A 21,327-nucleotide genomic window follows, 5' to 3' on the forward strand; every position below is an offset into this window, starting at 1 on the left:
AACCTCCTCATTTTTTGTATAATGCCGGCACCTCAATGTTAGGCGCCGCCATTTCTATAGAATTGCAGCCTCCTTAAATGCCGCTTTTTGGTTGAAAAAGACACGATTGACAGCGTTCAAAAATGATTTTGCCGATGCTTCCAGTACATCCTGTGCCGAACCGCGGCCGCTTACAGTTGTTCCGTTTACCGTCATTTTCACATGGACTTCAGCAAGGGCATCCCGCCCCTGTCCGACAGAACTTAATCTAAAATCAGTAAGATGAATTTCCTCTTTAATCAAGGCTTCCAAAGTGTTCATTAGGGCTTCAACACTCCCTGATCCAGTGCGGGCCGTTTCAACCCGAATCCCTTCTGGAGTGGTAAGTGCAACAGTTGCAGTAGGGAGGTTAGCTGACCCGTAATGAACTTGAAAAGCGACGAGTTCATACTTTTTCACATCGACAGTGTTTGTTTGAATATCAGTTAAAATCGTAAACAAATCTTCATCTGTTACTTCCTTTTTCCTGTCGGTCAATTGTTTAAATGAAGTGAAGGCTTCACCTAGCTTTTCCATTGATAACGTAAAGCCCATTTGCTCAATTTTATCTTTAAACGCATGACGGCCTGAGTGTTTGCCTAAAACTAAATCATTGGATTTGACCCCAACTAATTCAGGAGTAATAATCTCATATGTTAATGTATTTTTTAACACACCATCCTGATGAATCCCTGACTCATGAGCAAAGGCATTTTTTCCAACAACAGCTTTGTTTGGAGGAACCATCATGCCTGTAAAGCGGCTGACCAAGTCGCTGGTACGCTTGATTTCTTTTAATACTAGATTGGTTGTGTAAGGATACTTATCCTTACGAATATTTAGGGCAACGGCAATTTCCTCTAAAGAAGCATTACCAGCACGTTCACCGATTCCGTTAATTGTCCCCTCGACTTGGGTAACCCCGTTTTCGATCGCTGCGAGCGAATTGGCAACCGCCATGCCTAGGTCATCATGACAGTGACAGGATAAAACAGCCTTGTGTATGTTTGGAACGTTTTCCCGTACATAGCGGAACATCCGACCGTATTCTTCAGGCGTTGTATAACCGACTGTATCTGGGAGATTGATGACAGTTGCCCCTGCATCAATGACTTTGGTAATGATTTGGACAAGAAACTCAAGATCTGACCGGGAGGCATCCTCTGCTGACCATTCCACATGCGGAAATCTTTTTTTAGCATAAGAGACCATGTCCACAGCGGTCTGCGTGACTTCCTCAGGTGTTTTCATTAATTTATATTTCATATGGATAGGGGAGGTAGCTAGGAAAACATGCAATCTTGGTTCTGCTGCATCTTTTAAAGCATCCCACGCAATGTCAATGTCCGATTTTGTGGCACGTGCTAAGCCTGTCACCGAAACGTTTTTGATCGTCTGGGCAATCGCTCTTACCGCTTCAAAATCTCCTTGGGAGGAAGCCGGGAATCCGGCTTCCATAATATCAACGCCAAACCGTTCAAGCTGTCTGGCAATTTCTAATTTTTCAAGCTGGTTTAAATTTACACCAGGGGACTGTTCGCCATCACGTAAGGTCGTATCAAAGATGTTAACGTGAACCATTTACCACCACTTCCTTCTTTTCACTTACTGGTTTTTTAATAAACGGCATAAGCGCACGAAGCTCACGGCCGACTTTTTCGATTTGATGATTGTTTTCACTGCGGTTGATTGCGTTAAATTGCGGACGGTTTGCTTGGTTTTCAAGAATCCAGCCCTTTGCAAACACACCAGTTTGAATATCTTTTAATACTTCCTTCATCCGTGCTTTTGTTTCTTCATTTACAACACGTGGACCGGAAACGAAATCTCCCCATTGCGCAGTATCGGAGATAGAATAGCGCATGTTTTCTAGTCCACCTTCATATAAAAGGTCAACGATTAATTTCAATTCATGTAAACACTCAAAGTAAGCGACTTCTGGCTGATATCCAGCTTCGACGAGAGTCTCAAAGCCTGCTTTGATTAGGGCAGTAGCACCGCCGCAAAGAACAGCTTGCTCTCCGAAAAGGTCGGTTTCTGTTTCTTCTTGGAATGTAGTTTCCAATACTCCGGCACGAGCTGCACCAATACCTTTCGCATAGGCTAGGGCAACATCACGTGCTTGACCTGTATAGTCTTGATAAACTGCATAAAGGGCAGGGACGCCGGCGCCTTCTGTGTAAGTACGGCGAACCAAATGCCCTGGTCCTTTAGGGGCAACTAGAAATACGTCAACATCTGCCGGAGGTACGATTTGGCTAAAATGAATATTAAAGCCATGGGCAAATACAAGAGCATTACCAGCTTCAAGGTTTGGTTTGATGCTTTCTTCATAAACCTTTGGTTGCATTTCGTCAGGGAGAAGAACCATAACCACGTCTGCAGCGGCTGTTGCTTCAGCAACAGAACGAACATCGACACCATCTTCCACTGCTTTATCCCATGATTTTCCACCTCTTAGACCAACCACAACATCAAAGCCGCTTTCTTTTAAGTTAAGAGCATGAGCATGGCCTTGCGAGCCATAGCCGATTACCGCGATTTTTTTTCCTTGTAAAACTTCCTCTTGAATATCTCCGTTATAAAGTACTTTTACCATAATGAATCATCCTTTCAGGAATATTATTATTTTATAAGTGAATATGTTGCTAGTTCGTTTACTTGCGGTTGGTGCCCGCGTTGTAGGGCTGTTAGTCCAGTTCTGGCAATTTCTTTAATGCCGTAGGGGCGGAGCAATTCAATCAAGGCATCGATTTTATCAGGACGACCAGTGATTTGAACTGCTAAACTATCTTTACTCACGTCAATGACCATTGCGCGGAAAGGATCGATGATTCCATTAATTTCACTGCGAAGTTGACTGCTGCTGGCTACCTTTATTAGGGCAAGCTCCCTGGCAACAACCGCTTTATCGGTAATGTCGGAAACTTTTAATACATCAATTTGCTTGTTTAATTGTTTTGTAACCTGCTCGAGTCGCTGCTCATCTTCCACCTCCACCACTAGGGTCATTTTGGAAATGCCCTCGGATTCTGTAGATCCGACTGAGATACTCTCGATATTGAACTGCCGCCTTTGCAAGAGACCGGTCACACGATTTAGTACACCGCTTCGATCCTGGACTGTTAAGGTTATGATCCGTTTCATGGTTTCACCCCAATCATTTCATGAATTCCTTTGCCAGGAGCAATCATTGGAAAAACTTTTTCCTCCTGCAGCACACGGCAATCAACAAGAACAGGACCATTATAGGCAAATACTTCTGGTAAAACTGTGATCAGTTCTTCCTGATTGGCAACCTTGTATCCGCGAATCGAATAGCTTTCGGCAAGCTTTACAAAATCTGGCTGTGTGTGAAGAATCGATTCGGAAATCCGGTTCCCGTGTAGCAATTCCTGCCACTGTCGAACCATTCCGAGTGCACCATTATTTATAATGATGATTTTGATTGGCAGGTTTCGTTCATAAATGACGGAAAGCTCCTGCAGTGTCATTTGAAAACCACCGTCGCCGACAATTGCAACAACTGTACTATCCGGTGAGGCTATTTGTGCTCCGATGGCAGCAGGGAAGCCGAAGCCCATTGTGCCAAGTCCGCCTGAAGTAATCCAACGGTGAGGCTCTTTAAAGGTATAGTATTGTGCTGCCCACATTTGATGCTGGCCTACATCCGTTGCTACAATCGCATTTCCATTCGTAACTTTATGAACGGCTTCGATTACCCACTGTGGACACATTCCTTTTGGATCATGCTTATACCAAAGTGGATATTCCTGCTTATATTGATTGAGTGTTTCTAGCCATGGTTCATGCTCAGGTGACTCCGCTGTTTGGTCGATTAACTCAACCAATGCCTCTCTTGTATCGGACACAATCGGAATATGTGTTGGAACATTTTTACCGATTTCAGCTGGGTCGATATCGATGTGAGCGACCTTCGCATGTGGGGCAAAGTGTTTAAGATTGCCTGTTAATCTGTCATCGAAGCGGGCGCCAAAATTAATAAGTAAATCAGCCTCGTATAAAGCCATGTTTGCTGCATAGGTGCCGTGCATTCCGCCCATTCCTAACGAGAGAGGGTTATCTGCCGGGAAGGCACCGAGGCCTAGTAATGTCGTCACGACTGGGAGATGGTGTTTTTCAGCAAAAGCAGTTAATTCTGCAGATGCTTTTCCATGAAGTACACCTGCGCCTGCGAGTATGACGGGCTTTTTTGCTTTGGCAATCGAATCTGCCAGTTTTTTAATTTGCAATGGATTTGGCTTTGTTGTTGGCTGGTAGCCAGGTAAATCAATACTTGCCTCTTCAGGTTCTTCAGCTAGAATTCCCGCCGAAATATCTTTTGGAATGTCGACTAAAACCGGTCCTGGCCGGCCTGTAGAAGCAATATGAAAAGCTTCCTTTACGATTCTTGGTAGGTCAGAAATAGATTGCACCTGGTAATTATGTTTGGTGATCGGAGTCGTAATCGCCATAACATCAGCTTCTTGGAAGGCATCTGTTCCGATGACACTGCGTGCAACCTGTCCGGTGAATATCACGAGCGGTAAGGAATCCATCATGGCATCTGTAATTCCAGTAACCAAGTTTGTTGCACCTGGTCCTGAAGTGGCAATGACTACACCAGGATTGCCAGTAATGCGGGCATATCCTTCAGCAGCATGAATCATTCCTTGCTCGTGACGGAAGAGAACATGATTAATGGTTCCTTGGGCTCGATAGATGGCATCGTAAATCGGCAGGACAGCACCTCCTGGATATCCAAATATCGTATCAACACCTTCATTTTTTAATAAGTCAATGAGAAGGTCTGCACCTGTTTTTGGTGCGGTACTGGTTTGGAATTCCAGCTTTTTTGCTTCTACTTTCACGTCGTAATCCCTCCTTGTGGATAATTGAATATTTGAAAAATTAAACGTGTGACTGGGTTTTGGTGGAAAATGTAGATTTGTTCATAACTGTCTGATTTTGTTCATATCAGACCGGGATTTGTTCATAACTGTCTGATTTTGTTCATATCAGACCGGGATTTGTTCATAACTGTCTGATTTTGTTCATATCAGACCGGGATTTGTTCATAACTGTCTGATTTTGTTCATATCAGACCGGGATTTGTTCCTATCTGCCTAAAATTGTTCATAACCGTCATAAATTTGTTCATATCGGGCAGAGATTTGTTCATAACCGCTGAAATTGTTAATATCAGACCGGGATTTGTTCATATCTGCCTAAAATTGTTCATAACCGTCATAAATTTGTTCATATCGGGCAGAGATTTGTTCATAACCGCTGAAATTGTTAATATCAGACCGGGATTTGTTCATATCTGCCTAAAATTGTTCATAACCGTCATAAATTTGTTCATATCAGGCTGAGATTAGTTCATAACCGCTGAAATTGTTGATATCAGACCGGGATTTGTTCATATCCGCCTAAAATTGTTCATAGCCGTCATAAATTTGTTCATATCAAGCCTAAATTTGTTCATATTACCAAAAAATCTGTCAGTAGCCTCTAAAAATACTAAAAAAGGCCCTTTCGTCTCCGAATAAACTGCAGTCAAGAACATCAAGAGCAGAATAATCGGGGAGAAAAGGCCTTCTTTTTCTCGGTACCACCCGGTTTTACAGTATCCTTACGAATACTGCCTTATGAAGCGACAACTAAATCAAAAAACGCTTCTTTTGGTAACAGGTGTTCAAGAAACACCTGATTGAGCCTACTAAGTAACGACCGTTCAGCTCAACACTCAGGGATGATGTCAGAATAAGTTGTATTACTGGGCTTCCAGCAACCCCAGCTCTCTGAAAATACAAATTCTTATTCCTTTATTCCCGTCATCGATTTATGTGTATTTCATTGTCAATGAGTACGCTAATGCCTTTAGTACCTTGACTTCTAAGGAAGGGGAGGGGTACTAGTCGATCCCTATATTTTCATAACTCCGCCAGTATTAGCGGAAGTAACAAGCTTTGCATATTTTGCGAGATAGCCAGTTTTGATTTTTGGTTCTGGTTTCACCCATAAACGGCGGCGCTCAGACAATTCTTCATCATCAATGAGAAGCTCTATAGAACGGCTCTCAAGGTCAATTAGAATCTTGTCACCATTTTGCACAAATGCGATTGGGCCGCCTTCTGCAGCTTCAGGTGAAATATGTCCAATGGAGATTCCGCGGCTGGCTCCGGAGAAGCGGCCGTCTGTGATCAAAGCAACCTCTTTGTCTAAACCACGTCCTGCAATCGCAGATGTTGGTGCGAGCATTTCCGGCATCCCCGGCCCTCCTTTAGGACCTTCATAGCGGATGACAACTACATGGCCTGACTTGACGGTTCCGTTATTAATGTTTTCCTGTGCTTCATCTTGGGATTCGAACACAATCGCTTCACCCAAGAATGTTTTTATGGATGGATCAACAGCACCAACTTTGATAACGCCGCCATCTGGGGCAAGGTTTCCATAAAGGATGGAAAGGCCGCCAACAGGGCTGTACGGATTCTCTTTCGGACGGATAACTTTTTCATTAAGGATTGTTGCATCCTTCACATTTCCAGCTAATGTTTTTCCGGTAATTGAAAGACAATCCTTATGTAGGGCACCTTCAACCTTGCAAAGCTCGTTTAAAATAGCACTAATCCCTCCGGCCCGATGTACATCATCCATCGAATAATCAGATGCAGGCATAATTTTTGCTAAATAAGGGACTTTCTCAGCAATTTTGTTGATATCACGTAGGTCATATTCAATCCCTGCTTCATGTGCGATAGCAAGTGTATGAAGAACTGTATTGGTTGAACCGCCCATTGCCATATCAAGTGCAAAGGCATTATCGATTGCTTCTTTCGTAATAATGTCGCGCGGACGAATATCTTTTTTTAGGAGTTCAATTAAATGTCTTGCTGCCTGACGAATAAGCTCATGTCTTTCTTCTGAGGTAGCGACGATGGTACCATTTCCTGGGACCGTCATCCCTAAAACCTCCATTAGACAGTTCATCGAATTGGCGGTAAACATCCCTGAACAAGATCCGCATGTTGGGCAGGCCTTTGTTTCAATATCAAGCAGCTGCTGCTGGGTCATCGTACCATTATGGTATGCACCCACACCTTCAAAAACGGAAGTTAGTGAAAGGGCTTTGCCTGAAGATGAAACGCCTGCTTCCATCGGACCACCCGAAACAAATACAGATGGAACATTGGTTCTTGCGGCTGCCATTAACATTCCTGGAGTGATTTTGTCACAATTCGGAATGTAAAATACACCATCAAACCAGTGGGCATTGATGACCGTTTCGGCACTGTCCGCGATAATCTCACGGCTAGGAAGGGAATAGCGCATGCCGATATGCCCCATGGCAATACCATCATCAACACCAATTGTATTAAATTCGAAAGGAATGCCACCGGCTTCACGGATGGCTTCTTTTACAATCTCACCGAAATGATTAAGGTGTTTATGTCCTGGGATAATTTCAATAAACGAGTTACAAACACCGATAAATGGTTTTTCCAAGTCACTCGTTTTTACCCCGGTTGCGTATAATAGGCTGCGGTGGGGAGCACGGTCAATCCCTTTTTTAATCATATCGCTTCGCATCTTTATATCTCCTAACTGACTACAGCGTGGGTTGTGTTTGTTGAGTAACAAGCCACTCCGTCTGTTGTTACAATTTTTCTGAATTCCTCTAAAAGAACGTTTGTTACTGCTCCAGGCTTACCACCCTGAATGATCCGGCCGTCTACCTCAATAACAGCAATGACCTCAATAGCTGTTCCGGTTAAGAACACCTCATCAGCAACATATACATCATGTCTGGTAAAAGGTGATTCTCGAACTTCGTAGCCTTTGGCTCTTGCCACATCAATGATGGCGTTGCGGGTAATCCCTTCTAGTGCTCCTAAATAAACAGGGGGTGTATAAATGACACCATTTTTTACAATGAAGATATTGTCTGCTGAACCTTCGGTAACATAGCCTTGGTCATTTAACATTAATGCTTCCTGGACGCCAACCTGATTGGCTTCTAGTTTTACAAGAATATTATTTAAATAATTTAGTGATTTAATTTGTGGACTTAGGACATCTGGGCGATTCCTTCTGCTCGCTACAGAGGCAATTTTAATCCCATTCTCGTAAAATTCTTTAGGATACATGGTTAATGCCTCGGCGATAATGATGACGTTTGGATTGGAGCAGGAAGTAGGGTCTAGTCCGAGATTTCCTTTGCCACGTGAAACAACGACTCGAATATAGGCGCTTTCTAGCTGATTTTTTCTAATCGTTTCAACGATTAATTCCGTCATTTCCTCCTGTGTGTATGGAATCTTAAGCATAATGGATTGAGCTGATTCAAATAGTCTTTTCAGGTGGGCGTCGAGTCTGAAGACGTTTCCGCTGTAAACACGAATACCTTCAAATACACCATCACCATATAAAAAACCATGATCAAAAACTGATACGACAGCATCCTCTTTCTTGACGAACTCACCGCCAAGGAAAATCCATGGACTTCCCAACCTAACCACTCCTCTTTAATGATGAAACGCTTTAAATGATTAAACATAAATTTTAAAAAGAATTGCCTTGCTTCATTCTCTCTTGGAAATGATCAAAGGCAGTTAATATAGTTGATTATTTTCGATAATCATACAACCAATCGATAACATGGTCAATATAAAATCTGACAATTCAAATAAATCAAAAAAGTTGATAGCGTTTACAATCTTGTCATGATAAGGAAATCGAATGAAAAAATTTTTTAAAAATTTTTTTAATTGAGAGAATAGCGGGGTGTAAAACGAGGAAAATTTAGTAGTAAGTAATATGGAAGTGTTGGGAATTTTTATCATTTTTTTTGTTAAAAATAATCAAAAATATATAAGGGTAATATAATTTTTTTAATCATGTTTAGCGAGATAATCGTACACTTCCCGTAAATGATGAAATCCTTTCTGTTGAGCAAGTTGTAAATAATGCCTCCAAACTTGCGCTGTCATAATGGCATCTCCAAGGGCATGGTGCCGGTCTCTTATATCAATGCCACATTGAATGCAGACTTCTTCAAGCGATGCTGATTTCATGGATAGGTCAGATAGTCGAATTAAGAAAGAAGTATCGACCAGTCGGTGGTTAAATTTAGTTCGTAATAAATCCCAGGTTATTTTCCTCATAAAGGAATGTTCATGCTTTGAGTGGTGAGCTACGAGAGTATCACTTTTAACAAATTTGAAAAATTGTACTAGCACATCCGATGCTAGTGGTGCGGCGCACAATTCTGTTTCTTGAATATTAGTTAACGCTGAAATTTCTTCTGATAGTGGAAGGTCTGCTTTTACTAAGGAATAAAATGTTTCATGCTCTTTAATTTGATGCCCCTTCATCTTAATTGCCCCGATTGAAATGATTTGATCGCCCTTTTCTGGATAAAATCCAGTCGTTTCTAAATCAAACACAGCAACATTTAATTCATCAAATGGGGTGTCCAAGCTGTTGTTTTGACTCATCTCTCTTTGAAGGTCTCTAAGAAAAGCTATTTGTTGTGGAGTAGAGGATCCTTGTAAACTTGCATATATGTTTGAAGAAAGTTTTCCAGTTATTTGTCTAAAAAATGGCATCATCACAATCATCCCCATTAAAATTGTCCTTTTCTAGAAATCTTCTAACGCTTTGAAAAAGGGCAGAACCATTTTTAACGATTTCCTTTACATCCTTCGTTTGTTCTTTTGTTAGAAGGTTGACAATCAAATAATGACCGGAATCATAGTCTGTATGATCAGCAAACAGTAGACGGTAGTTCAGCAGCTTTAAAAACTGCTGCTGAAATAATTCTTTGTCACCACCAGGAAAACGGTTGTCTGGTATTTTTTCAAATCGCAAAAGTGTAGATGTCTCTAGCATTCTTTCTTTAATAGATAAGAGACGTAGGGCATTTACATAGGGGAATAGTCCAAGTTCTTTTATATTTAGCGATCCTGAATGGGTCCCGTGGGTTTCTGTTAAAAGCTTGCCTAACACGTTTAACCCCTTTTTGAGATACAGTGTATTGCTAAGAGATTTTGTCAGCAGCTGTTGTTTATTTGCGGTTTGATAGAGATGTTTTTTTAACTTCTCTACATATTCGCTCTCGCCGTAGACCGACCTTCCGTCAAGAAAAATTAATAGATACCGAGTCGACTCCCATGAGGACTCATTCAACCAATTCGTTATTTGCAGCTGCCATTCAGTCATCGATTTACACCAGAAGGGATTGCTTGCCATTACGCCGCCGTCACAATAGGGATAACCTGCATGAAATAGCCCTTTAGAAATTTCTTTTCCTAGTGCTAAAAAGTACGATTTTACATCATCGTTCTGCTCGTGATAGATAATTCCATGGTCTTGGTCACTCCAAACCGATTGTTCCAACCGTCCGACACTTCCCATCACAAAAAAGCAGAAGGGAGACGGTGGATGGCCAAATCGAATGGATACTTGTTTAATAGATATATTCAATACTTGTTTCACGACTTCATCATGCAATTGGTTTAACATAAAGTGATCATGAGAAGCTTTCTTCAAATGAATATTTCTAAATTCCGCTGCCTCTGAGTAAAGATTCTTAACCACACTTTTCACCTCTCCTAAAAAAAGTAAAGAGCAGTACAATCCCTTAGCAAAGGGATTGACTACCATTTCTTTTTCAAATACTATTGAGCCTTCAGTTTTTGCCCATCTTTAACCAATTCAGGGTAACCATAGCTGCCATGCTCACTCATATCAAGACCGATAATTTCTTCCTCTTCCGTCACACGCAAGCCATTCATTCCTTTTTTCATCACTGCCAGGATGATGAAGGAGACAATAAAAGCGAAAGCCGCACATGTAATGACACCTATTGCTTGAACACCAAGCTGATGGAAGCCTCCGCCATAAAATAATCCCGGCTTTCCGACAGTTGCTAATTCTTTGGTTGCAAAGAACCCGGTTGATAAGGTTCCCCATACCCCGGCTGTACCATGGACACTTAATGCGGCAATTGGATCATCAATTTTTATTTTTTCAAAAAAGCGAATGCTATAAAAAACAAGAATTCCAGCGATAAATCCTATTAGAACAGCGGCCCATGTTTCAACAAATGCGCAAGAAGCAGTTATTGCGACCAAACCTGCGAGAGCGCCGTTTAACATCATCGGGACATCGGCTTTGCCTAATATCATCCAAGAAATGACCATTGCGGCTACTGTTCCAGCTGCTGCTGCTAGATTGGTATTAATAGCGACGAATCCAAAAAAGGCTTTGTCAACAGATAAGGTGCTGCCAGCATTAAAACCAAACCATCCTACCCATAAAAGTAATACACTCAATGCGGTGAAAACTTGGTTATGGCCGGCAAGATTATTGGCTGAACCGTCTTTATTAAATTTTCCTATACGTGGTTTTAAGAGAATTGTGGCTGCGAGCGCCGCCATGGCACCAGTTAAATGAACAACCGTTGAACCGGCGAAGTCTTGTTTTCCATGATCTGCTAACCAACCGCCGCCCCAGATCCAGTGTGCGATAGGAGGATAGACAATAGAGGAGAAAAGAACAGCAAATACAAGATAAACACTGAGTTTAGCTCGTTCGGCAAATCCGCCAAACGCGATTGTTAAGGAAATACCTGAAAAGGCTAATTGGAATAAAAAGAAAACGGCGCCTGACAATGGTAAACCATCAATGTCATAGCCTGAATAAAAGAAATCAGAGAACCCGATCAAAGGAATTCCTTTTCCGAAAATTAAGCCATATCCCACTGCCCAAAATATAATCGAGCCAATTCCAAAGGTAAGGATTGTTTTTCCGGCAATATGCCCTGCATTCTTCATTCTGGTTGAGCCGGTTTCAAGAAGAATAAAGCCTCCGATCATTAATATGACAAGTACTGCACCAACCATAACCCATAGACTGTTCATTAAAAATAACGTATCCAATTTTTCTCCCCCTTTTGTTTTGTGTTAATTTTCCTCCCGCTTTAACGGGCAGTAAGACCCCGTTTCAAGACTATGTGGGAACTAATAAGGATAAGCAGGTAATGGAAAAAACCTCACTGATTGAAGTTTGACCTTATAACATTTTGTGTAGTTGTATTTTTACATAATTCAGAAGGATGTATCTATATTGTTGTAAGGTTATCTAACATGGTTTTTGAAGTGTTGAGATGGAAAAGGGAAACAAAAAAGCCTAGCTCCTAAAAAAAGGAACGAGGCTGTAAAAAGAGTATATTAATTTTTTCGAATTCCGAACTGGGCATTTAGTTGTCCTTGAATCATTTTACGACGGATTTCATCCTGACTTTGTTTCTTTTGTTCCTTCAGCATTTGTTTCCTAATTTCGTGAGTTTGAATACCATCCTCGATTTTATTGGCAATATCCATCAGTAATTCTACATCAGAAAAGGAAAACTTACGACTTCCTCCTGCTGACCTTTCAGGGAAAATCAGTTTCCGTTCTTCATAATAACGGATTTGTCTTTCAGATAGACCAGTGAGTTCCCTGACAATCCCAATCGTTATGACCTTCTTATCTTTATAAGACAAATCTTTTCCCATGTTAACTGTTCACCACGCCCTATTATTTTCCTTAATTTAAGTATTAATAATATACGTTAGATTTTCTCACATGAGATAAAAATTTTGTATTGTTATTTACATATTTTTAGAAAAAAATCATGTGAAGTAAAAAAGGGTTTTATTTTTTTGGGCTATTGACTTTTTTTATAGAATCTCCAGTTCACTGATGGTTTTTCCTTGTTACGAGAGTTTGTGAAAGCATTCCTTATTATGTAAGACAGTTGGAACCCATTAAAGAACCGGACTCTCACAAGCCCGGTTCTGAAGTTTCCCTTAATACTCCCCATCAAATGGTGTAAATGGAATGTGAAGACGATTTTCGACGGCACGGAGCCGTTGGTTGACACGCTGAAGCCGGCGTTGCAGCTGCTCTATTTCTCTTTGTTGCCGCTCATTTTGTCTTTCGAGACGATTGACTCGGCGCTCAAGTTGTTGTGGCTGCCTATTAGGGTCGTATTGGTCTAGTGGAACATGATAATAATTTTGCTCTGCTGGTGCATAGGAATGGTATTGCTCTTGTTGGTAATTTAATTGCTCTACTGGAACATACGAATGGTATTCAACCTGCATTTGTTGTGGCTGATTATAGCCATAGGGATTCATTTGGGCATCTCTCCTTATGTGATAGTACCCTATAGATTATGTGTCCATTGTATGTGAGTAACGGCACATGCCTAGAGATCAAAATGAAAAAGCCCATTCACAAATCTAAAGTGAATGGGACTTTATTTTAAACGTTTTTATGATCCGTTTCAGCGTAATCGAGTCGATCATTGGATACTGACCAGCCGGTTATTAAACCAATAATAAACCAAACCAGTGCCAGACCTCCGAGGGCAAAAATCGTGTCACCGACAATCCGGAGCCAAACAAAGGTATGAACAATGTCTTGTGACATAAAGCTGGCTGAGCGTGCATACCACATTCCGTGTTGCACACTTGCCCAGGTCTGCATTAAGCCGATTGGTATTAGGCTGATTAGCACCATTAAGGCAAGGCCGATATTAATGGCCCAAAAAGCGAATTTCAGTGCGCCAGTTTTCCATTCTTTTTTCACTGTCAAACCACGTAAACAGAAGAGCATTAGGCCAATTCCTAGCATGCCATACACACCGAATAGGGCGGTATGTCCGTGAACAGGTGTCGTATTCAGCCCTTGCATATAATAAAGAGCAATTGGCGGATTGATAAAGAAGCCAAATAAACCGGCACCGACTAAATTCCAAAACGCAACGGCAATAAAGAAATAAATAGGCCATTTGTAGGCAGATACCCATGGTTTAGCTCGGCTTCGGGTAAGATTTTCATAGGCTTCAAAGCCGATTAACACGAGCGGTACAACTTCAAGAGCACTAAAGGATGCTCCGAAGGCGATGACACCTGTTGGAGTTCCACTGAAGTATAAATGGTGAAACGTCCCGATAATTCCTCCGAACAAAAAAATAACAGTAGAGAAGAGGACTGAGGTAGTCGCTGTCCGAAGTCCGAGCAATCCCATTCTTGTAAAGAGGAATGCCATAACGACTGTGGCAAACACTTCAAAAAATCCTTCAACCCAGAGATGGACAACCCACCAGCGCCAATATTCGGCAATCGCCAGGTTACTATGCTGCCCCCATAATAAAGCAGGGATATAGAACACGGGGATCGCCAGGGAAGCGATTAAAAACAGCGCAAGAAGATGGCGGCTTTCTTTTAAATTTTTAAAGGCTGGCCAAATAGCTCGAGCCATTAGGAATAACCATAGAAACAATCCCACCGTTAAGAATATCTGCCAAAAACGACCGGTGTCAGTATATTCATATCCTTGATGACCGAACCAAAAGTTGGCGGTATGACCTAATTTTTGATGTACGGCAAACCATTGCCCGACCATTGATCCAACAACAATTATCAGTAAACAAACAAATAAGAAATTCACACCGAACCGTTGGAATTTCGGTTCATGACCAGATACTGCAGGTCCGATAAACAAACCTGTTGCCAACCAAGCTGTGGCAATCCATAAAATACCCAGCTGAGTGTGCCACGATCTTGTCAGTGAATAAGGAATCCATTTATCAATTGGGATTCCATAAAACCCACTGCCTTCGACCTGATAATGCCCTGTAATGGCACCAAGTAAAACCTGAACAAGCCAAAGAGCAGCTACTACCCAAAAGTATTTCTGTGTTGCCTTCATCGAAGGGGTTGCGGCCAAGGCGAGTAAAGGATCCTTTTTCGGATACTCCTCATCTGAGTCATGATGATTTTGCGTAGCATGGTACCACGCCAAGGCGCCAATCCCGGCAAGCAGCAAGACAAAGCTGACAACAGACCAGACAAGCATTTCACCGGTTGGTTTATTATCGATTAGTTCTTCGTTTGGCCAGTTGTTTGTATAGGTAACATTGTCTCCGGGGCGGTTGGTTTCGGTTGCCCAAGTTGTCCACCATATATAGCTGATGAATGCACTAAGACGTGCGTCGTCCTTTATCACATTCTTAGGCATCGCATATGCTTCTCGTAACTTATCTAATCTTGGATCGTCAGTGAACAAAGAAGCGTAATGCTTACCAACATTTCGAATCGCTTCAGCTCGAATTGGTGATAATGTAATTTCCTTTGTTTCTTTCTTGAAGGAGTTTGGTCGAATTTCATTTTTAAGTCTTGCCTTTAAAGCAGCCTTTGCTTCATCGTCAAGAGCAGCATATTTCTTTCCATAATCTTTCTCGGCCCAATTATTTAACAGCCACATCGACTGCCGGTGAAGCCAATCCGCGTTCCAATCGGGGGCAACATAAGCACCATGGCCCCAAATACTGCCAAGCTCTTGTCCCCCAATAGATTGCCAAACATTTTGGCCATCTTGAATATCCTTTTTTGTAAAAAGAACGCTTCCGTCTGATACGACAACGCGTTCTGGTATCGGGGGCATTGTCTGATACAGCCTGCCTCCGTAGTAACCTAGAATGGAGAATGATGCTATAAATACAATTGTCAGGCTAATCCATAGCCTTGTATAACGCATGAATACACCTCCTAAAAAAATTCTCGAGTAGTTTTCTCCAATGGATTTCTATTTAAAGGAAATCCTAACTAGTAACATCCCCTTATTTCCATAAAAAATTCATATTTTTCATTATTTTGGAAGTTTAAAAAGGATAATACCACAAACATTTTTGTCATTTCTAGCACTATTGAAATGAAAAATGGTAGATATGTAAAAAGTCTGAATATTAAGGACAGGACCGACGTATGATGTAAAAATAATTAATTTTAAGATACTATTTCTACTTCAATCAATTAACGTATTAATATAGTAAGAAAATAAATGTTTGAATAATAAAAAAAAAGAGGTTATAATCAATTGTATTCTAAAAATTATCAATTTTTAAATAAATTATTTTTTATTATAAATTATAGGAGGCCAAAGATGAAGAAATTAAAATTAGTATCAACAGTATTAATGGTAGCATTTCTCTTACTTCTATCAGCCTGTGGAACTACTAAAACGGGAGGAGAAAAGAAGACTTTAAGAGTTGTTACCGATGCTGCTTACGCACCATTTGAGTACCAGGATAAAGGCGAAGTTGTTGGGTTTGATATTGATTTCGTTAAGGCAGTCATTAAGGAAGCAGGATACGGCGTGAAGGTGGAGCATGTAGGCTGGGATCCTATCTTTGTTGAGATTGAAAAAAAGACAGCCGATTTAGCCGTTTCTTCGATTACTATCACTCCTGAACGATTAGAATCTTATGACTTTACCGTCCCTTACTTCTTATCTAAAAATGAAATTCTAGTACCAAAAGGCAGCTCGATTAAGAGTGCCAAAGATTTAGAGGGTAAAAGGATTGCTGTACAAAATGGAACGACCGGCCAAACCATTGTGGAAAAACTGTTTGGTAAAAACAATGAAAAACTAAAAAAGTTTGAAAATAACAATCTAGCAATTCTTGAGTTGAAAAAAGGCGGCGTGGATGCCGTTGTTGCGGATAACACAGTGGTTGAAACCTATGTAAAAAATAATCCAAAGGATAATTTTGAATTCATCGAAGACGATGGAGCGTTTGAAAAAGAATTCTATGGTCTTTTGTTACCGAAAGGAAGCAAACTAAAAGCAGATCTTGACAAGGCTGTGAACAAAGTGTTAGACAATGGAACCTACGAAAAGCTTTATGAGAAATGGTTTAATACGAAGCCTGATATAAAAGTATTAAAAGACCAGCAATAGGGAGTAAAATTGCGTAACTAGTTTTCAACATCAGTTACGCAATTTTTGATTAGATTTTTTTACTTCATTACATAATAAAATCCAACTATTAGGAGAGGGATCGATCATGGATTTTAGGTGGGATCTTATTTGGGAATACGCTCCTTTATTTCTAAAGGGAACGTTGGTAACCATCGGCCTTTCGGTTGCAGGTATTGTATTCGGTTCCGTACTTGGTTTATTTATAGGTTTAGGAAAAATGATGAGAAAAAAGCTGTGGGCACTTCCTTTTAACTGGTACATAAACTGTTTCCGCGGCACTCCGTTAATGGTGCAAATCTTATTGATTCATTTCGCTGTCGTACCGGTTTTTTTAGGCACGACGAATGCGATCGTGGCAGCAATTTTGGCCCTATCCTTAAACTCGGCAGCCTATGTGGCAGAAATATTCCGTGCCGGGATCCAATCAATTGATAAAGGACAGATGGAGGCAGCGCGTTCACTCGGCATGACACATGGACAAGCTATGAGATTTGTTATTTTGCCACAAGCGATTAAAAGAATGATTCCACCGCTTGGCAATGAGTTTATTGTTTTAATTAAAGATTCTTCACTTGCTGCGTTAATTGCTGCTCCTGAGCTGATGTATTGGGGACGTGCAATGCAAGGTCAATATATGCGCCCATGGGAGCCATATCTGACAGCTGCTGTTATTTATCTAGTATTAACCCTTTCCTTAAACTTCCTATTAAACCGTATTGAAAGGAGGTTAGCAACAGAATGATTGAGGTGAAAAGTTTAAAAAAGTCGTTTGGAAACAATGAGGTTCTAAAGGATATCAATGTAACAGTTGATCCGCAAGAAGTCGTTGTCGTGATTGGCCCTTCCGGCTCCGGAAAATCGACATTCCTCCGCTGTATCAATATGCTCGAAACAATTACTGGCGGTCATGTCCTAATTGAAGGGATCGATATTACTGACAAAAAAACGGATATTAATAAAATCCGAACTGAAGTGGGAATGGTATTCCAGCAGTTTAATCTTTTTCCACATAAAAAGGTCATCGAAAATATTATGCTTGCCCCGATGAAGGTAAGGAATGTACCAGAAGAAAAAGCGAGGGCAAAAGGGTTGGAACTTTTAAAAAAGGTAGGGTTGGCTGACAAAGCTGAAGCCTATCCTGATTCATTATCTGGCGGACAAAAGCAACGTGTAGCCATTGCAAGAGCCTTAGCTATGGAACCGAAAATTATGCTGTTTGATGAACCGACCTCCGCTCTTGACCCGGAAATGGTCGGAGAGGTTTTAGAGGTAATGAAACAGCTTGCAAAAGAGGGAATGACAATGGTAGTGGTGACACACGAAATGGGCTTTGCTAAAGAAGTAGGCGACCGGGTTATTTTTATGGATGGCGGCTTAATTGTCGAAGAAAACGTCCCAAGTGAGTTGTTTGATCATCCAAAAGAAGAACGAACGAAAGCGTTTTTAAGTAAGGTGCTATAAATAAAATGACTCGGAAAAAAATGTCCTAAGTGAAGGCAAAGTAAAAAATAGCGAGTTTATCCTGTAAAGTTTAATCTTATTTTAAGGGGGGCTGACATCAGCCTCCTGTTTTTGTTATGATATATGGGTTGATTTACCATATTTGGATAGGGGGTGATTTTATTAAATTTAGCAATAAAATACCAAAATTTAATGAACAAACACATACCGTATTAATGAATGATGGCTGGATGCCGCTAAAAGAGCCGAAAAGCCTGACAAACGCTATGTTACTTTCCATGCCTTTTATGGTTATCAATGCCTTGCTCTCAATCGGAATTATTTATTTCTTTTCCACTTTTTCGATAAAGCAATTTACTTTTTTCACTGGAGATTCAATCAGCATAACAATTGATTTAAGTTTAATTATTGTGTTGTTGTTAGTGTTAATCGTTCATGAATTTTTTCATTTGATCTTTATTCCTAACTTTTTGAAGTCAAAGGATATCATTATTGGGATAACTTTTTTGGGGGCGTTTGTTCATACAGAACAAACATTAACGAAAGCAAGGTTTATCCTTATATCGGTGGCGCCTTTTCTTATTCTTTCTATTTTGTTTCCTCTTATTCTATGTATCTTAGGAGTATTAACAGGTAAAATGCTTTTTTTTATCTTAATTAATTCACTTGGTGCTTCCCTTGATATACTTGGCCTTTTCTTGGTATTATTTCAAGTTCCGAAAAAGGCAGTAATAAAAAGTAACGGAACAAGTACCTATTGGAAGCTAGAATCATAAATAAATGTTTAAAGGGGGGCCTTAAAAAAAGCCTCCCTTTAATATTCCTAGTTTTTGTTTGAAAATTAATCGTGCTGGTTTTCTAATAAAAGATATGCCACCTTTTCGATACTTCTTTTTAAATACCGATAATAGGTGCTTAACGACAAATTCAATCTGTCAGCGATCAGTTCATGATTAGCTGTTTTTTTAATATAGGCCAATTTAATAATAGTGGCGTACAATTGCTCTTCCTCTGAACCTTGGTCCATTCGTTCTATAACCTTAATAAGGTATTTTCGAAAACCTCCACTGTCAGTTTCATTGGTTAAGTAAGGGAAGGAAGAAAAGACAGCTTGAATGATTTCTTCTGATTCAGATTTATGAAAAGTAACAAAGAATTTTTTCAAAAGAGCTGTCATTTCAATGATCCCGTTAATTTGAATTTGTTTAGGTGCTTTAAGTGATTGAGTAATAGCCATCGAAAGATCCCTGTTCCTAAGATCTAACTGTAGAAATGTCATAGGGGTTTCATTAGTGTATTTCTTTTGATACCAATCAATCGTTTTGAATCCTAGAGATTTAAAAATATTGGAAAGGTCTGGGAAGGGAGAAACAACATTAATTAATGTATCTTCCGCCAAATTGGAAAATATGTAGCGCAAAATAAAAGCTGTTACATCTGGATCATATTGTGGATCGGATGAAATTACCCAGATTAAATATTCCTTTTCTTGGTGTTTTGATTTCCTAATATATTCCTGATAAACGGGGTTTTTAAGAAACAATTTACGTGTATCTTTATTCAGTGGGACAAATGTTAAAAATCCAACTAGTCTTTCCTCAAATCGGAATCCGATAAATGAATAAGGTGCTGATGTCCAAACCTCATGGAAATACTTATCCTGGTGCCATTTATCAGGTAAAAATGGTTTTAGTGAGACTACAAAGTTTCGAAACATATCCATTAGAATAGGAATCTCCGATTCATTGATTGGACATGGAGTAAATTGACGATTGCTTGCACCGAATCCGAACCTTTTAATATATCCATTTTGGTTTACATGCAGAGTATTAAAAACATAGGGAAGTTTACGTTCTGCGGGCATGGTTTCTAATTTTTTTGTAAGGGCAAGCGTTGCCTTTTTTAAAAGGAATTCGTATTTCTCTGGATTTCTTACAGATAGGTCTGTATTCAGCCATTGCCGAATGGCGTCATTAACTCGCCAGCAGTCATTTTCACTTAGTTCAATATATGGAAGCTGGCAAAATTGGTGGAATTGCGATGTTGTAATAGATTCATCACATACACTATTTAACAAATCATAATCAAACCACCAAAATAACGATGCAATTGTTAATATTTCTTGATGATTAATGATTTCGTTTGAGGCAGATAATAGCTGTTGGCTTAGGGAATAGAGAAAGTGGCGAAAATCCTCGTTTTCCTCTCTAAATGTACCACCATTCAGTTCAACAATATCACAAATAATGCGAAGTGCTAACGGTACCCCCTTAGAATAGTATTCAATATAATAACGAGAGTCGTTATCATGAATTCCTCTTAAATCAAGGTATTGCTGAACTGTCTGTTTTTTTAAGCTACCAATTTCAATTGTCTTTATTAAGCCAAACCAGCCGGGTGTACGGAGCCAGTCTGCTGGCAGTTGGAATCTAGAAGAAGTTACGATTCTAATTTGTATGGACAATAGGGGAATCCATTTTTCTCTAAACCATTTATGAATAGGACTCCAAAGTTCAAATGAGTCAAGAAGTAAAACGATTTTTTCTGCTTCCTTGGCTAGTTCATTTAGCTTGTTAGCTAGGTATTGTTCGTTAAGTGAAAAGTTGATAGCCGCATCTGGTTTTAACTTTTGGACTTCCTCAAAAAGATCTGCTAGGAATTTTTCCTTCGTGTCATATCCTTCGAGCCCACTCAAAAAGATAATAGTTGAATCTGATTGTATGGTTTGAAACCTTTTAAGTAAGGTGGTTTTTCCGATGCCAGTGGGTCCATAAAGGTGTAGGAGACGCCAGGAAGGGTCTGTTATACTTACCTCAGCAATAGCGTTTAATTCCTTTTCTCGACCAACAAACCATCGGTTTTCCATATTAGAAAGAAGATTGCTTATTTGCATCGATGCGGCACCTCCATTTCTGAATAAATTGGATAAAAAGTTTAACACGATGAAGATGAAAGTATGAGAGTAAGTTGACATTGAAGGTGAAAGTCATTTCTTTTTATAATTCCCTTTGTGGAACAAAATGTTCT

17 protein-coding genes are annotated in these 21,327 nt (G+C 40.2%); 4 read left to right on the plus strand and 13 right to left on the minus strand.

Translation table 11 applies throughout. The features are described from left to right. Window positions 1–54: 54 nt before the first annotated feature. From QNH20_RS05475 to QNH20_RS05530, 12 genes are all read right to left on the minus strand, one after another. Window positions 55–1,599 carry a 2-isopropylmalate synthase gene (locus tag QNH20_RS05475; RefSeq protein ID WP_283921899.1) on the minus strand — a complete coding sequence of 515 codons (1,545 nt, stop codon included), beginning with the start codon at window positions 1,597–1,599 and terminating at the stop codon, window positions 55–57. Next, window positions 1,586–2,617, minus strand: coding sequence for a ketol-acid reductoisomerase (ilvC, locus tag QNH20_RS05480; RefSeq protein ID WP_283921900.1), 1,032 nt, complete (start codon window positions 2,615–2,617; stop codon window positions 1,586–1,588). Before ilvC ends, QNH20_RS05475 begins: the two co-directional genes overlap by 14 nt. Window positions 2,618–2,643: 26 nt before the next feature. Beyond that, window positions 2,644–3,165 (minus strand): acetolactate synthase small subunit, encoded by a 522-nt coding sequence (gene ilvN, locus QNH20_RS05485; protein ID WP_283921901.1) that lies wholly within the window; start codon window positions 3,163–3,165, stop codon window positions 2,644–2,646. After that, the gene (gene ilvB, locus QNH20_RS05490) at window positions 3,162–4,889 is read right to left on the minus strand and encodes an acetolactate synthase large subunit (RefSeq protein WP_283921902.1); all 1,728 of its coding nucleotides are present in this window, start codon (window positions 4,887–4,889) and stop codon (window positions 3,162–3,164) included. Before ilvB ends, ilvN begins: the two co-directional genes overlap by 4 nt. A gap of 1,057 nt (window positions 4,890–5,946) precedes the next feature. Further along, entirely contained in the window at window positions 5,947–7,614 is a 1,668-nt protein-coding gene (gene ilvD / locus QNH20_RS05495; protein ID WP_283921903.1) for a dihydroxy-acid dehydratase, read from the minus strand. 11 nt (window positions 7,615–7,625) lie between these two features. Then, the gene (ilvE, locus tag QNH20_RS05500; RefSeq protein WP_283921904.1) at window positions 7,626–8,534 is read right to left on the minus strand and encodes a branched-chain-amino-acid transaminase; all 909 of its coding nucleotides are present in this window, start codon (window positions 8,532–8,534) and stop codon (window positions 7,626–7,628) included. A gap of 381 nt (window positions 8,535–8,915) precedes the next feature. Further along, window positions 8,916–9,635, minus strand: a complete 720-nt coding sequence (locus QNH20_RS05505; protein ID WP_283921905.1) for an exonuclease domain-containing protein — start codon at window positions 9,633–9,635, stop codon at window positions 8,916–8,918. Then, window positions 9,619–10,623, minus strand: coding sequence for a DUF294 nucleotidyltransferase-like domain-containing protein (locus QNH20_RS05510; protein WP_283921906.1), 1,005 nt, complete (start codon window positions 10,621–10,623; stop codon window positions 9,619–9,621). Before QNH20_RS05510 ends, QNH20_RS05505 begins: the two co-directional genes overlap by 17 nt. A gap of 80 nt (window positions 10,624–10,703) precedes the next feature. Continuing rightward, window positions 10,704–11,966: an ammonium transporter gene (locus tag QNH20_RS05515; RefSeq protein WP_283921907.1), complete on the minus strand. Its 1,263-nt coding sequence runs from the start codon at window positions 11,964–11,966 to the stop codon at window positions 10,704–10,706. A gap of 291 nt (window positions 11,967–12,257) precedes the next feature. Continuing rightward, window positions 12,258–12,584 (minus strand): MerR family transcriptional regulator, encoded by a 327-nt coding sequence (locus tag QNH20_RS05520; protein ID WP_283921908.1) that lies wholly within the window; start codon window positions 12,582–12,584, stop codon window positions 12,258–12,260. Window positions 12,585–12,878: 294 nt separating this feature from the next. Continuing rightward, on the minus strand, window positions 12,879–13,208 hold the full coding sequence (locus QNH20_RS05525; protein ID WP_283921909.1) for a hypothetical protein: 330 nt from the start codon (window positions 13,206–13,208) through the stop codon (window positions 12,879–12,881). A gap of 127 nt (window positions 13,209–13,335) precedes the next feature. Further along, window positions 13,336–15,615 carry a nitric-oxide reductase large subunit gene (locus QNH20_RS05530; RefSeq protein ID WP_283921910.1) on the minus strand — a complete coding sequence of 760 codons (2,280 nt, stop codon included), beginning with the start codon at window positions 15,613–15,615 and terminating at the stop codon, window positions 13,336–13,338. Window positions 15,616–16,020: 405 nt separating this feature from the next. Here QNH20_RS05530 and QNH20_RS05535 point away from each other — a divergent pair, with 405 nt between their 5' ends. The 4 genes from QNH20_RS05535 to QNH20_RS05550 all read left to right on the plus strand — a co-directional run bounded on the left by QNH20_RS05535 (window position 16,021) and on the right by QNH20_RS05550 (window position 19,076). After that, complete coding sequence (locus QNH20_RS05535) at window positions 16,021–16,818, plus strand: basic amino acid ABC transporter substrate-binding protein (RefSeq protein ID WP_283921911.1); 798 nt, start codon at window positions 16,021–16,023, stop codon at window positions 16,816–16,818. A gap of 106 nt (window positions 16,819–16,924) precedes the next feature. Next, window positions 16,925–17,581 (plus strand): amino acid ABC transporter permease, encoded by a 657-nt coding sequence (locus QNH20_RS05540; RefSeq protein WP_283921912.1) that lies wholly within the window; start codon window positions 16,925–16,927, stop codon window positions 17,579–17,581. After that, on the plus strand, window positions 17,578–18,300 hold the full coding sequence (locus QNH20_RS05545) for an amino acid ABC transporter ATP-binding protein (RefSeq protein ID WP_283921913.1): 723 nt from the start codon (window positions 17,578–17,580) through the stop codon (window positions 18,298–18,300). The genes QNH20_RS05540 and QNH20_RS05545 overlap by 4 nt, the downstream gene beginning before the upstream one ends. Window positions 18,301–18,428: 128 nt before the next feature. Next, complete coding sequence (locus QNH20_RS05550; RefSeq protein ID WP_283921914.1) at window positions 18,429–19,076, plus strand: DUF3267 domain-containing protein; 648 nt, start codon at window positions 18,429–18,431, stop codon at window positions 19,074–19,076. A 65-nt stretch (window positions 19,077–19,141) separates the two neighbouring features. Here QNH20_RS05550 and QNH20_RS05555 read toward each other — a convergent pair whose 3' ends face one another. After that, a complete protein-coding gene (locus QNH20_RS05555; RefSeq protein WP_283921915.1) occupies window positions 19,142–21,193 on the minus strand; it encodes an ATP-binding protein in 2,052 nt (683 codons plus the stop codon). Window positions 21,194–21,327: the final 134 nt, after the last annotated feature.

Origin of the sequence: Neobacillus sp. WH10 (assembly GCF_030123405.1) — a bacterium.
GTDB lineage: Bacteria > Bacillota > Bacilli > Bacillales > Cytobacillaceae > Neobacillus.